This is a genomic window from Paenibacillus dendritiformis (assembly GCF_021654795.1).
Lineage (GTDB): Bacteria > Bacillota > Bacilli > Paenibacillales > Paenibacillaceae > Paenibacillus_B.
Map to the genome: position 1 here is coordinate 3,000,023 of NZ_AP025344.1, position 14,231 is coordinate 3,014,253.

The 14,231-nt window shown below is 54.0% G+C and carries 8 protein-coding genes, 1 pseudogene and 1 other annotated feature; of the genes and pseudogenes, 6 read left to right on the plus strand and 3 right to left on the minus strand.

Translation table 11 applies throughout. The features are described from left to right. Nucleotides 1-65: 65 nt before the first annotated feature. From L6439_RS13135 to L6439_RS13145, 3 genes are all read right to left on the minus strand, one after another. Entirely contained in the window at nt 66-734 is a 669-nt protein-coding gene (locus tag L6439_RS13135; protein WP_237096850.1) for a uridine kinase family protein, read from the minus strand. Between the two features lie 33 nt (nt 735-767). Beyond that, nucleotides 768-2,225: an RtcB family protein gene (locus tag L6439_RS13140; protein ID WP_111154787.1), complete on the minus strand. Its 1,458-nt coding sequence runs from the start codon at nt 2,223-2,225 to the stop codon at nt 768-770. 316 nt (nt 2,226-2,541) lie between these two features. Beyond that, nucleotides 2,542-2,754 (minus strand): cysteine-rich CWC family protein, encoded by a 213-nt coding sequence (locus L6439_RS13145; protein ID WP_213469425.1) that lies wholly within the window; start codon nt 2,752-2,754, stop codon nt 2,542-2,544. A gap of 279 nt (nt 2,755-3,033) precedes the next feature. Between L6439_RS13145 and L6439_RS13150 the strand changes: the two genes are divergently transcribed. The 6 genes and pseudogenes from L6439_RS13150 (at nt 3,034) to L6439_RS13175 (ending at nt 12,852) form a co-directional block, all read left to right on the plus strand. After that, complete coding sequence (locus tag L6439_RS13150) at nt 3,034-3,501, plus strand: GNAT family N-acetyltransferase (RefSeq protein WP_237096851.1); 468 nt, start codon at nt 3,034-3,036, stop codon at nt 3,499-3,501. A 120-nt stretch (nt 3,502-3,621) separates the two neighbouring features. After that, nucleotides 3,622-3,880 (plus strand) — a binding site (T-box leader). A 69-nt stretch (nt 3,881-3,949) separates the two neighbouring features. Continuing rightward, a pseudogene (locus L6439_RS13155) lies at nt 3,950-5,631 on the plus strand (glutamine--tRNA ligase/YqeY domain fusion protein). A 261-nt stretch (nt 5,632-5,892) separates the two neighbouring features. Next, entirely contained in the window at nt 5,893-6,546 is a 654-nt protein-coding gene (locus L6439_RS13160; protein ID WP_213469424.1) for a FusB/FusC family EF-G-binding protein, read from the plus strand. Nucleotides 6,547-6,742: 196 nt separating this feature from the next. Continuing rightward, on the plus strand, nt 6,743-7,555 hold the full coding sequence (speD, locus tag L6439_RS13165; protein WP_213469423.1) for an adenosylmethionine decarboxylase: 813 nt from the start codon (nt 6,743-6,745) through the stop codon (nt 7,553-7,555). A 131-nt stretch (nt 7,556-7,686) separates the two neighbouring features. After that, nucleotides 7,687-11,157, plus strand: a complete 3,471-nt coding sequence (locus tag L6439_RS13170; protein ID WP_213469422.1) for a BadF/BadG/BcrA/BcrD ATPase family protein — start codon at nt 7,687-7,689, stop codon at nt 11,155-11,157. A 33-nt stretch (nt 11,158-11,190) separates the two neighbouring features. Further along, nucleotides 11,191-12,852 (plus strand): 2-hydroxyglutaryl-CoA dehydratase, encoded by a 1,662-nt coding sequence (locus tag L6439_RS13175; RefSeq protein ID WP_213469421.1) that lies wholly within the window; start codon nt 11,191-11,193, stop codon nt 12,850-12,852. The last annotated feature ends 1,379 nt before the right edge of the window (nt 12,853-14,231 follow it).

Sequence of the window (14,231 nt, forward strand, 5' to 3'; positions counted from 1 at the left end):
ATATACCAATGCAATGCTCTTTTTCCAGTTCCTTCACAAACGCATCTTTCCCGTCCATATAAGCTTCAATATTGCATCATATCAATGATCGGCTTGGCCTTTAGCCCGGGTACCGAGGTACCTCCATTTTCCGTCCCGTGGACCACCAGATCGGCTCTTTGATGGGGGAGGTGCTTCGCCATATAGATGTCCTCCGCAACCATCCAATTAGTCACCCACATATCGCGCGCTCCTTCTCCGTCTCTAGCGAGTCCTCTCGACAGTCTCGTCTCTCTTGGACAATCGACCCATATCGTAACATCGTATTGCTCCGCCAATTCGTGCCGGATGGAGTACACTCCTTCCACAATGACCACCCCGCCCACCGGTACCGTATGCCATTCCGCCAATGTATCGCTATCCCAATCATACCGTTGATAGCGGCTTTCCCGGTCTTGGCTGAGTGGGCACAGCACTTGGCGCCGCATGCGCTGCCAATCGAAATCCGCGCCGACAGGCTTCTCCATCGGGGAGCCTTCGACGATATCAGCGGATGGCAAATAAAAATCGTCCATATGCACAACGGTTGCATTCGGACATTCCGCCGCTAATTGAGATGCGAGTGTGCTTTTGCCCGAGCCGCCGCAGCCATCGATTCCGATGACCAGCGTCGCATGTCTTCGCGGAACGATGTCTATCGCTTGAATCAACTGCTCGATCGTTTGAAATGCGCTTTTTTTCATCACAAACTCCATCCGGCCCTCCACTACTCCTCTTTAGTGTAAGCGTTAACCGCCTTTGACTGTCGCCAATGGCTTGCATCTTGCCACGACGCCGGCAAGACCTGCTCCGACGACGCTCTCGATAATCTGCTCCACATCCTTGTAGGCTTGCGGCGCTTCGTCGATAATCGACTCCAGCATGCGCTGATTCACGACGACTTCGTCGTCCGTGCCGACCTGAAGCGAGGCCGCGAACTCGTCTACGGTCACAAGCTGCTTCGTGGCGCTGCGCGAACGGACGCGCCCTGCGCCGTGGCAGATGGAGTAGTAGTTCGCCGCACCTGGGTCACGGCCGGCCATCAAGTAAGATGCGCTGCCCATGGAACCCGGGATAAGCGCCGGATGTCCGGTCGCCGCATACGGCTTCGGATTATCCGGATGGTGCGGCGGCAGCGCGCGAGTCGCCCCTTTGCGGTGCACGAACATGCGGCGTCCGTCATGACTTTCTTCCCATGCATAGTTGTGCATCAAATCATACAGCGTCGTCATCTCGACCTTCGACCCGAGCACATCGCGGAACGCTTCGCGAATGCCGAACGCCATCAGATGGCGGTTCACAACCGCATAGTTCAGCGCTGAATACATCAGATGGACATAGCGCTCCGCCACCGGCTCCGACAACGGGGCGAACACTAACCTTGGATCGGCCGTCCCGACACCGGCTGACCGCATCCATTGCGCCATCTCCTTGCTGCACTGCTGACTGACGGCGCCGCCCCAGGCTCGCGATCCGGAATGGATCATGACGATGACCTGGCCGTCGAACAATCCCCAAGCTTCGGCCGTATCCCGGTTCGACTCATCGATCTCCACCGCCTGAATTTCCGCGAAGTGGTTGCCGCCGCCGAGCGTTCCGAGCTGGCGGTGGGAACGATGCCATGCTGCGGCCGGCATCTCGTTCAGCATCTCTGCGTCGAACGCGAATTTGCTGTGCTCCACATGGGTGAGGGAGGTCATCTTTTTCGGCGTATACGAGTCCGGCACGTATTTTTTGGGCAAGCCATGAAGCCCTTTGACCAGCACATGCTCCAGGCGGATGTCCGAGAAATGGCCGCGCGCATGGGAGTCGACAGGAACCAGCTTCTCGATCGCCTTCACCAGCTTGCGCCGCAGCTTCACATCCTGCAAGGCGTCGCGGTGCACATTCGTCAGATGAACCCGCATGCCGCATCCGATATCGCTCCCAACGATAGAAGGGGAGACATAACCATCGCTGGCGTTCCATACGGCGGTCGTGCCGATGCAGGTGCCGACACCGACATGGACGTCCGGCGTATAGCTCATATAGACGCGGTTCGGGATTTGCAAATTATTGTTGGCCATTTCAAATACTTTGGCCCCCAGATCTTGATAAAGAGCGTTATTGGCATAAACGTGGAGCGTGCCGGCAGGCAGCTCGATGGTGCGGTAATAGCATTCTTGAGCAGGCAGGTCACTGCCATATATAAAATTATCCGTATGCATATATATCGTAATTCCTTTCCCAGTTCCGTTCGAGTTTGTTTGAATAATAACAAAATAAAAAAGACCGCAGACTCTCGTCCCGCGGCCGTTTGATCATAATAAAAAGCCATAGACGTCATCGTCCATGGCAAGCAACCGATATAAGCCTCCCCGCGAGGGGGATCACCCGATTATCTTGTTCTCACTCCGTAGAGGCCGACGAGAGACTGTTCCCAATCGATATGCAGTTGCAATGCCGCAGCTTGATTCCATGTCATCTTCATCAACCTCCTTTTCCAAAATATACATTCATCATAAAATGGCAGTGCTCTCGATGTCAATCTTTATTTTTCTCCACGAACGCTTTGACGCACTCTTCGCACACGCATGCTTTCCGGCGCTGTTCGGCCGGTATCTGCTCCAGCAGCTCCTGAGGAACGGAGCGCTTCATGCACCAGCATTCGGTATGAGGCCGCCCGGCCGCATACGCGCAATGATTGGGCTGTCCGCATAACGGACAGCGTTGAGGATCGATTAGAACGGTATTCATATGTACTGTACACCTGCTTCGGACTGAAATTTGTACGCCTGTACCAAGTATACCAGAATGCGCGGATTCCAAATACGGCACTTGTCACAGGGAGCAGTTCACGCAACTCACACGATATCCCGTTGGCAGATTCACAAAGAATCCCAGTCAAAAAATAGAAAGGAAGGATTCGGATTGAGGTGCTTGACTTGCCAAGATCCGAAGCGTGAGAGGGAAAAGTTGACAGAAACGAAGCCGTTAGATACCTTATTATTACCTTGGGGCAGAGGAGAGTAGCCAATGCAATTCAGATGCGGAACCATGACGCAGGAAGAAGCCGAAATCATTGCGAAATGGCATTACAGCGGAAGCTATTCCTTTTATGACATGGAAGCCGATCAAGAGGATTTAGAGGAATTCATTCATCCCGATACAAGGGGAGATCACTATTTCAGCGTCTACGACAATGATGAGCTCGCCGGATTTTTGTGCTTGATTCCAACGGAATCCGGGATTGTCGATATCGGCTTGGGATTGAAGCCTGAATTCACCGGAAAAGGGATCGGGCTCGTCTTTTTACGGTTCGCCATCGAGCTCGCGCTAGAGAAATATGCGCCTCATACGCTAACGTTATCGGTTGCCGCCTTTAATCGGCGAGCCATCACGGTATACGAAAGAGCCGGCTTTGTTCCTCAGCATACCTTCATGCAGAGCACCAATGGAGGCAGGTTCGAGTTCGTGCGCATGAAATATACGGTGCAGCGATAGACTGGAACAGATGAATGAACGATTGGGCAGGTACTATACTTATTGGTCCGAGGAGTAAAAACCCAATTGCTATCGCGCATGTTTACTTTGGCTATCATTGATGATACTATGTACCAAATAAGAAACGCCATGAAGAGAAGAGTAGATGAATGAGGAAGCCATACAGAGAGCTCCGGCAGCTGAAAAGGAGCAGGATTCCCTTCGTTGAACCAAGCCTCTGAGCGGCGCATCGGAACGGGTTGCCGGGATGGTGCGACAGGTGCTCCTGTTACAGAGCTAGGGTATAAGCATCCGATGCGGCTGCCGTACCTGATGAGGCGGATATAGCGATATATCGGCGAACCGGGGTGGCACCGCGACAGCAAATCTCGTCCCCAAGACAGCAGTCTTGGAGGCGGGATTTTTTTATTTTCCTGCATGAAGAACAAACCATACAAGGAGGTTGTGCATGATGAATCCTGGCAAGGAAACGGCGGAAGCCGCGAATTTTTTGGAAAAGCTCGTGCGGGATGATATCGCGCAAGGGGAATATCACAGACCTGTTGCCACAAGATTTCCCCCCGAACCGAACGGGTATCTGCATATTGGGAGCGCGTATGCGATCCATGTGAATCATTCTATCGCGAGCAAGTATAACGGGGCGTTTCATTTGCGCTTTGATGACACGAATCCGCTGAAGGAGGATAACAAATATGTGGATGCGATCCGGGAAGACATTGAGTGGCTGGGATATCAACCGGCGGTCTACTTCGGTTCGGACTATTCGGAACAAATTATGAGTATGCCGTCAAGCTGATTCGCAAGGGGAAAGCTTACGTCTGCGAGCTGACGCCCGAACAAATGACCGAATACAGAGGGACATTGACAGAACCGGGAACAGATAGCCCATTCCGCAATCGGCCCGTGGAGGAGAGCCTGCTCTTGTTCGAACGAATGCGGAAGGGAGATTTCCCGACCGCATCCAAAGTGCTTCGCGCCAAAATAGATATGTCCTCGCCCAACCTGAATCTGCGGGATCCCGTTCTCTACCGTATTGTGCATGCGGAGCACTATCGGACGGGGAGTGACTGGTGCATCTATCCGATGTATGATTTTGCCCACCCGATTCAGGATTGGATCGAAGGAATTACCCATTCCTTCTGTTCTGCCGAGTTCAAAGACCATCGTCCGCTGTATGAATGGGTGCTCCGTGAGCTGGAAGCTCCGGAGCCGCCGAAGCAGCGGGAATTCGGACGCTTAAGTCTATCCGGGATGGTGACAAGCAAGCGGTATTTGCGCGAGCTGGTGGAAGGGGGCTTCGTGGACGGCTGGGATAATCCGCGTCTTCCGACCCTCCGCGGGCTGCGGCGCAGAGGGGTCACCCCGGACAGCATTGCACGATTTATGGAGGAGATCGGGATACTGAGACAGAACAGCGTAGTGGACTCTGCCATGCTCGATCATTTTATCCGCCAGGATTTGAAGGAAAGAACGATCGGTTATATGGCTGTCCTGAACCCGTTGAAGGTGATTATAACCAACTATCCGGAAGATCGGACGGAAATACTCCGCCTCAAAAATAAAGAAGGAGATGAAGCGTCAAGCACCAGGGAGGTGCCCTTCGCCAGAGAGCTGTTCATCGAAAAGGAAGACTTCATGGAGGAGCCGATTGCCGGGTTCCACCGGTTGTCTCCAGGAACGGAGGTGCGGCTGAAGGGGGCGTACTTCATCCGGTGCGAGCAGGTGGTGAAGGATCCGGTGACGGGGGAGATCGAGGAACTGCACTGCACCTATGATCCCGCGACCAAGAGCGGGTCCGGATTCAACGCCAGAAAGGTGAAAGCGACGATTCACTGGGTGTCTGCGGCGCATGGCATTCCGGCTGAGGTTCATGAGTACGATATGCTGCTGCGGCCTTCCGCCGTGCTGAAGGAGTCGGGAAACTGCTGGGAGGAGCTGGTCAATCCTCATTCGCTCGTCAAAATGAAGCACGCCGTGCTGGAGCCCGCCTTAAAGGACGCTTCCGCCACTGAAAAAGTTCAGTTCGTGCGGCACGGCTATTTCTGCCTCGATACGAAATATACGACGGAGGACAGACGCGTGTTCAACCGGATTGTCTCTCTCAAGGATTCATGGAAGAGGGAAAGATAAGCTGCTCGGCCGCAAAAAAAGGGAGTTGCCGTTCAGGCCGTATTCCCCTTATAATGGACAGCACAAGGGAGGTCGGTAGAAATGGCAAAGCAGTTTGCCGGAATCGGCAACGACTCATGCAAAGCCTAATATTAGGGCGATACTTTGCATGGGGCGGACAGTGATCATAAGGACATGTCGCCCGAGAGAGCTTGATATCGTTTCTAATAATGGGCTTTGCACCTTATTTCCATTCCATTATAAATAAGGGGCTGTAAAGCAATGTTGAAACCATTTATTAGAAACCATCAATATAACCTGATTAAGAAACAGACCAATCTGCTGCAGCATGCGTGCAGCACGGTGACCGATCCGAAAGTCGTGGAATCGGTACGATACAGCGCGCTCACCAAAATCGTCGAAGCGTTCCCGGATGCGGAAGAGGCGCAGAAGCAAGCGCTGGAGAAAATCTCGACGCTGCATTCAACGGTGGAATTCCAGGACTATTTGGAGTCGCTGGTGCCGTACATGACGGAATTTGCGCCCGTGACGGAAAAGCAGATCAGGAACCTGTTCCCTAAAATCAAAAAGCTGAAGGTTCCCAATGCCGCTGACATCGATTTCCGCTATGTCACCTATGTGGGCTGGACCGACATCGCGACGAATCGAATGTTCTTTGTGTACCATCTGAACGGCCAGCTAGTGGGCATCGAAGGAAGATATACCCCGACGAACAAGAAGAGCATTTGCTTTTTGTGCCATCGGCATGAAGAGGTGGCGTTATTCTCGGCGGTCACGAAATCGAAGCCGGCGAACGCATCGCCTGATTACTACAAGGCAATCGGCAACTATGTATGCGTGAACAGCGACGCCTGCAACAAGAGCATTACGGATGTCGGCATATTGGAAAAATTTATAGGCAACGTTCTCGGTTGAACGCAACGAATACACAGAGGCTGCTGGAGCATACCAGCAGCCTTTTCTTGTGGAATCTTCTAACTTTGGAGCCATTTTGTATAACAATATGCGCCGAAGAGGGATACTGAAGAAATCGGGGAGCGAATAGGGGAGTTCCCGTCTATCCGCCACGCCGTGAGCGTGTGCAAGTTCATTATCCAAAGGAGCATCTACTATGGCAGTCACTCCACAGCGGCGCATCCAGCTGCATGGCTTTAACAATCTGACAAAATCATTAAGCTTCAATATGTACGATATTTGTTACACCAAGACCACAGAAGAGCGTGAAGCTTACATCGAGTATATCGACGAACAATATAATGCAGACCGGCTGACGGAGATATTGGAGACCGTAACCGGGATGATCGGCGCGAATATCGTGAACACCGCCAAACAAGATTATGTTCCTCAAGGAGCAAGCGTGACCATGCTTGTATCCGAGGGACCGGTGATCGAGGTTCCCCGGACATCATCCCATGAAATGCCCGAGCCTCTTCCCGAGGCGGTGGTCATGCAATTGGATAAAAGCCATATTACGGTCCACACGTATCCCGAGTATCATCCGAATGAAGGGATCAGCACATTCAGAGCGGATATCGATGTCGCCACATGCGGCGAAATCTCGCCATTGAAAGCGCTGAATTATTTGATCGATTCCTTCGATACCGACATTATGATGATTGATTACCGGGTGCGGGGATTCACGCGTGATATCGACGGGCGCAAATTATTTATCGATCATGATATCCGATCGATCCAAGATTATCTTGACGACAGCATCATCCGGCAATTCGATCTGATCGATGTCAATGTATATCAAGACAACATATTTCATACCAAGTGCCGGTTAAAAGCCTTCGATTTAAATCATTATCTATTCGGTTATTCCAAAGAGGAAATCACCGCAGAGGAACAGCAGGCGATTACGCAAAAAATTAAAACGGAAATGGATGAAATCTTTTTTGGAGCCGCTTCCTTGCGTTCCTGAGCCATAGAAGAGGTTGGAGCCATCGCTCTCGCCGCCTTTATGGTCTTTTTTTTAGCGAATGCGGGTGTGATAAATATCACACCTGAAGTGTACACTAACCAAAACCTGATCTGGGATAAGGAGGCAAGCGAATGACAACCATTACCCGGGAGCCGGATTCGCTCATTATTGGAATTGACGTCGGCTCGACGACCGTCAAAGCGACCGTGGTGGATCCGGACAGCAAGCAAATCGTATGGTCGGATTATCAGCGCCATCATACGAAGCAGGCAGAGAAAGTGCTGGAATTGCTGGTTGCCATCGGCAACGAATTTCCGGATATGAAGCCGGAAAACATTCGTGTCTTTGCGACCGGCTCCGGCAGCGGGCCGATTGCGCCTCACATTGGCGCGAAGTTTGTGCAGGAGGTCAATGCGGTCACGATGGCCGTGGAGCATCTCCATCCCGATGTCGGAAGCGTCATCGAACTCGGGGGGCAGGACGCGAAGATTATCATTTTCAAGGAAAACAAGGAAACGGGCAATAAGCAAGCGCTTACCTCCATGAATGACAAATGCGCCTCCGGTACGGGCGCCACGATTGACAAGTGCATGATTAAAGTAGGGATGCCTGCGGAAGAAGTAGGCAAGCTGCGCTTTGACGATTCGAAGCTGCATCATGTCGCCGCCAAGTGCGGGGTATTTGCCGAAACCGATATCGTCAATCTCGTGAAGAGCGGCATTCCATCAGGGGAGATCATGTGCTCGCTCGCCGATGCCATCGTCATGCAAAACCTGTCCGTGCTCACTCGGGGCAACACGCTGCGGCACCGCGTCCTGCTGCTGGGCGGGCCGAACACTTATTTGCCTTTCTTGCAGGAATGCTGGCGGTTGCGAATTCCTCAGACCTGGAAAGAGCGCGGGTATGAATATCCGCAAGACGTGCCTATCGACAGCTTGATCTTCGTTCCGGAGAATTCGCAGTATTATGCGGCTTACGGCGCTGTCCTGTATGGACTGCATGAACCGGCGGACGTCGGCTTATACGCGGGATTGGAGAAGCTGAAGGAGTTCATTGCCCACGGCCGCAAGGCGAAGCTGGGCGAGAAGGCAGGCCCGCCGCTGGTGGCCAGCGAGACCGAGCTGGAGCAGTTCCGCCGGAGCTACAGCATCCCCAAGTTCACTCCCGCGACGTTCACGCCGGGACAGAAGGTCAGGGCGGTGATCGGATTGGATGGCGGTTCCACTTCGTCCAAAGCCGTACTGGTGGATGAACGAGGGGGTATTTTGCTGAAAGAATATCAACTGTCCAAGGGGAATCCGCTGGAAGATACGAAGGAAATGCTGAAGCGGATCCGGGATACGCTGGAGGGGCAGGGGGCCGAACTGGAAATTATCGGCTTCGGCGCTACGGGATACGCCGCAGACGTGCTGGAAAAAACGCTGCGCGCCGACGTCAATATCGTGGAGACGGTCGCGCATATGATGAGCGCCGTTCACCAGTTCGGCGACATCGATGTCATCTGCGATATCGGCGGTCAGGATATCAAGGTTCTGTTCCTCAAAAACCGGGACATTCGCAATTTCAAGCTGTCCAATCAATGCTCCGCGGGCAACGGAATGCTTCTGCAAGCGATGGCGGATCAGTTCGGCATTCCGGTGCAAGAGTATGCGGATACGGCTTTCCATGCCGATTTGAGTCCGAAATTTTCTTACGGCTGCGCGGTATTCCTCGATGCGGATCGGGTCAATTTCCAGAAGGAAGGGTATTCGAAGGAGGAATTGCTCGCCGGGCTCGCTCTCGTCCTGCCCAAAAACGTATGGCAGTATGTCGTGCAGATTCCGCGCATGTCCGAGCTCGGCCGCAAGTTCGTGCTCCAGGGCGGAACCCAATACAATCTGGCGGCCGTCAAGGCCCAGGTCGACTATATCAAGGAGCGGGTTCCCGATGCCGAAGTATACGTTCATCCGCATCCGGGCGAAGCGGGGGCGATCGGAGCCGCCATGGAAACGCTGCGCGTCGTGAAGCGGCGGGGGTATTCCAGCTTCCTGGGCCTGGATGCCGCTATCAATCTGCGGTATGTCAGCCGCAATGATGAATCGACCCGCTGCAATTTTTGTCCCAACCACTGCAGCCGGACGTTTATCGATTCCGAGACGCCGGACGGCCTGACGGCCCGTTATATTTCCGGGTTCTCTTGCGAGAAAGGAACGGTGGAAGATCAGGAAGCGGTCTTGAAATTAACGAAAGAGCGGCAGGCGTTGAAAAAGCATTATCCGAATCTCGTCGAATATGAAGCGCGGCGCATGTTCCAGCATTTCTACGATGCGGAGCCGCTGCCGGAACCGGGGGCGGAGGTGGAAGACGTCCGGTTGACACGCCGCTTGTTCGGATTTGGCATGCGCAAAATACCGAACCGGCGTCCGTTCGCGCGCTCTTCCGCCGACTCGATGGAACGGCGCCGGCGGATCCGGATCGGGATACCGAAGGTATTGAACATTTGGTCGACCGCTCCGTTCTGGCGGACGTACTTCGAGACGCTCGGCATCGATAAGCGCAACATCGTATTCAGTGACAACACGAGCGAGGAAATGTGGCAGGAAGGCGGGAAATATGGCTCGATCGATCCCTGCTATCCGTCGAAAGTGGCCCAGGCTCATGTCCATAATCTGCTGTTCAAGCACCATGAGTCCAAACCGCTCGATTACATCTTTTTCCCGTGCATCACGCATATCCCGACCCATCTTCACAATGTGATGGACTCGGCGAGCTGCCCGATCGTGGCGGGCGCTCCGAACGTCATCAAAGCCGCCTTCACCAAGGAGGTCGATTTTTTCGCGGCGAGAGGAATCGCCTACCTGGATCCGGCGGTTACCTTCACCGAGCCGAACATGCTGAAAAAGCAGCTGTTCGAGGCATTCGCCGAGAAGCTGCGGATCACCGAAGACGAGAGCGATTTTGCCGCAGAGCAGGGGTGGAAGGCGATGGATCGGTTCGACGCGGAAATGCAGGAAAAGGGCCGGGAGATCCTGGAGCAGATCGAGCGGGAAAACCGGCTTGCCATTCTGATGATCGGCCGCCCATATCATTCCGACCCCGGATTGAATCACGGCGTGCTCGAAGAGTTCCAGGTGCTCGGTTACCCTGTGTTATCCATGCGATCCATTCCGAAGGACGAGGCATGGCTTCAGCGCTTTTTCAGCGAGGATCTGAAGAGCGGCCGCGTCGAATATGCTCTGGAAGTAAGCGACGTATGGCCTGAAAATTTCAGCTCCAACAGCGTGCAAAAAGTATGGGCGGCCAAGTTCGCGGCGCGTCATCCCCATGTGGCGGTATTGGATCTGTCCAGCTTCAAATGCGGACATGATGCGCCGACCTACGGGCTGATCGAATCGATCATATCGACCGCCGGGACGCCATACTCGGCGCTTCATGATATCGATGCCAATAAACCGGGCGGCTCGATCAAGATCCGGGTGAAGACGTATGCGCACAGCCTCGGCCTGCATGAAGAACGGCTGCAGGATGTGGCGCGCAAAAAGGCGGAGCTGCAGCAGCGGCTGGACCAAAAGCTCGCCGAGCTTACGGGCAGAAAGCCGGGAGAACAAGCCGAGGTTATCTAGCATCCACACGAAAAACGAAGGAGTGAGTCAGAAATGTCTGCTGCAGGAAGCAAGCAAAAAGACAAAAATCAGGCGTCCATCGAAGAGATGATGCTGAACTTTCAGAAGGAACAGGAAAAAGCGCTCGGGCTGGATCAGCAGACCCTGAGTCAATGGTTCGATCCGGTGCCGCGGCAGTTTTTGGCCAAAGACAAAGCGACGACAACCCTTCTCTTCGGAGGCTTGACGATGGCCCACGATTATTTGGTCGAGGGCGCGTTGACGGGATTGGGGTATCGGGTGAAGCATCTTGATTGTCCGGACAATGAGTCCCTTCGCTTCGGGAAAGAGTTCGGCAACCGCGGGCAGTGCAATCCAACCTACTTCACGGTCGGCAATTTGATCAAATATTTGCATCGCTTGCGGGATGTGGAAGGGAAGTCGAAGGAGGAGATCATCTCCAGCTATTTGTTCGTCACGAGCGGTTCCTGCGGCCCGTGCCGCTTCGGCACCTATGTTACGGAGTACCGGAAGGCGCTGCGCGATGCAGGATTTGACGGATTTCGGGTTCTCATTTTTCAGCAGACGGACGGGTTGAAGCAGGCGACCGGCAGCGAATCGGCGTTGAAGCTGGATACCGCGTTTTTTCTCAGCTTTTTGAAGGCCGTGCTTCTGGGAGACATTCTGAATGCGCTCGCTTATCGGATTCGCCCCTATGAAGTGGAGCCCGGCGCGACGGATGCCGCGCTGGAACGGTGCAAGCGGTATCTCTATGAAGCGATGAGCGCACGCAAACGGCTGCGGCCGGCCTTGCTCAAGAGCCGCAAGGAACTGGAGGCCGTTCGGGTAGACCGGACCAAGGTCAAACCGAAAGTAAGCATTCTCGGCGAATTCTGGGCGATGACTACCGAGGGAGACGGGAATTATCAGCTGCAGCGTTTCCTGGAAAGCGAAGGGGCCGAGGTCGAGGTGCAGTCGATGACGGCCTGGATCTTGTTCCTGATCTGGTCGGGGCGCTTCGATACGAAGGAGCGGATGACGCTTCGTCAAGCCGACTCCGGGAAGCATGGCCTGGCCGGGAAAAATCCGCAGAAGAGGCTCAGGATGCTGTGGCTCGCCGATCGCGTCCTGCGGGTCATGTTCCACGCGTATGCGCGGACCATCGGCCTGTATCGCTATCATCTGCCCGACATGGAAGAGATAGCCCGGGTCGCCCATGAGCACTACAATAATCATCTGCGGGGCGGAGAAGGCCATATGGAGGTCGGCAAGCTGATCTTGAACGTCAAGAAGCGGAAGGTGAACATGACGATCTCCGTCAAGCCGTTCGGGTGCATGCCATCTTCCGGGGTATCCGACGGGGTGCAATCGTTAATTACCGAGAAATATCCCGACGCGATCTTTCTGCCGATCGAGACGACGGGCGACGGGGCGATCAACGTGTACAGCCGGGTGCAGATGATGCTGTTCAAAGCCAAGCAGGCGGCCCAGCAAGAATTTGACGAGGCATTGTCGAAAAAAGGCATGACCGAAGATCAACTGCAAAAAATAAGGGAACGTTCGCGCTTTGCCCATTCGCTGCGGACAAGCCGCCATGTCGTCGCATGCACGGCGGCGAACGGCGTATATGGGGTTCATCGGTTACTCAATGGCGCGATGGGGGCAAGCTGGCTCTCCCGATCGCTTAGGATCCTGTCGCCGCGGTCATCGCGATGAAGCGGGGATGCAGCTTGGAAGAGGCTGCCGGACATTTCCGGCAGCCTCAGGCTGTCGACAAAGTCCTGTCGACAGCCTTTTTCTTTTGACGCGCGGGGCTGGGGAAGGCAGGACAGGTTAGGTTAGGGCGCAAGCTTGTCCCTTTGTGAGGCAGGATGGTCTGCGGATGGAGCAAGATGGCCTGCGAACATGAAAATGCTGCACAGGTGCAGCATTTTTAGCCTCTAGAGGCGAAATTCCGAGAAAATCCTGCAAAACTACATCATTTCGCCGTTTTGAACGCTATTTGTGCCTTACCGTAGGGTAATTGATGTATTTTTGCAGCATTCCTATTTTTGCTACCACGTGCCAATGAAATTGCTGCATTCTTGCAGTATTGGTGGAGGAGATGCCGAAAATGATGGGGAGATACCGCAGCATTCGCGGAGTGGATGACCGAGGGGCGGATCATACCGCAGCATTCGCGGAGTGGATGACCGAGGGGCGGATCATACTGCAGCATTCGCGGAGTGGATGACCGAGGGGCGGATCATACTGCAGCATTCGCGGAGTGGATGACCGAGGGGCGGATTATACCGCAGCATTCGCGGAGTAGATGATCGAGGGGCGGATCATGCTGCAGCATTCGCGGAGTGGATGACCGAGGGGCGGATCATACTGCAGCATTCGCGGAGTGGATGACCGAGGTGCGGATTATACCGCAGCATTGTCGGAGTGGATGACCGAGGTGCGGATTATACTGCAGCATTCGCGGAGTGGATGACCGAGGTGCGGATCATACTGCACATTAACGAAGCGAATGACCGGGTACGGGAGATTACTGGGGATTAGTGGAACAGGTGCGAAAGCCATTGGCAACCAATGAGTCTGCTGCGGCTCCCGTGCATCCGTATCGCGGAATAGTGGAGATGTTCAGGGGGGCTCTCCGAATCCGGATGATTTGGAGGACATGCTTGCGCGGGTGATGAGGCTGCTGGCCAGGCAAGGCCTGTCCGACAAGGAATTGGTGCTGACGGAATGGAATCCGACCGCCTGTCAGCGGGAATTGACGAACATGGAAATGTGACCTCTACCCGCCCTCACACGAAAGAGGGCTTCTATAAAAAGCATGAATCCGTGTACGATGAGCATGATGACGGTTACCTATCTCCAGCAAATGCGGTACTGTATTACAAAACAACGAACCGTGATGGTTATAAAATGTACGCTCGAACCCGGCCATCTGCAGAGCTTATCCGTTCCGGGCCCAATGGACAGAGAGTAGGGATGAAGCAAAAGCGTTGCAGTCGACATGTTTTGGGCTGAATGCGGAATAGGTTGAAGAGGCGGAGCAGCTTTGCCATACAGAAGAAAACAAACGGAACTATGCGCATTCGAAA

Coding starts and splice junctions, on each gene's coding strand:
- L6439_RS13135 (WP_237096850.1), bottom strand. CDS start 734: ATGGAGTTTGTGATGAAAAAAAGCGCATTTCAAACGATCGAGCAGTTG.
- L6439_RS13140 (WP_111154787.1), bottom strand. CDS start 2,225: ATGCATACGGATAATTTTATATATGGCAGTGACCTGCCTGCTCAAGAA.
- L6439_RS13145 (WP_213469425.1), bottom strand. CDS start 2,754: ATGAATACCGTTCTAATCGATCCTCAACGCTGTCCGTTATGCGGACAG.
- L6439_RS13150 (WP_237096851.1), top strand. CDS start 3,034: ATGCAATTCAGATGCGGAACCATGACGCAGGAAGAAGCCGAAATCATT.
- L6439_RS13160 (WP_213469424.1), top strand. CDS start 5,893: ATGTTGAAACCATTTATTAGAAACCATCAATATAACCTGATTAAGAAA.
- speD (WP_213469423.1), top strand. CDS start 6,743: ATGGCAGTCACTCCACAGCGGCGCATCCAGCTGCATGGCTTTAACAAT.
- L6439_RS13170 (WP_213469422.1), top strand. CDS start 7,687: ATGACAACCATTACCCGGGAGCCGGATTCGCTCATTATTGGAATTGAC.
- L6439_RS13175 (WP_213469421.1), top strand. CDS start 11,191: ATGTCTGCTGCAGGAAGCAAGCAAAAAGACAAAAATCAGGCGTCCATC.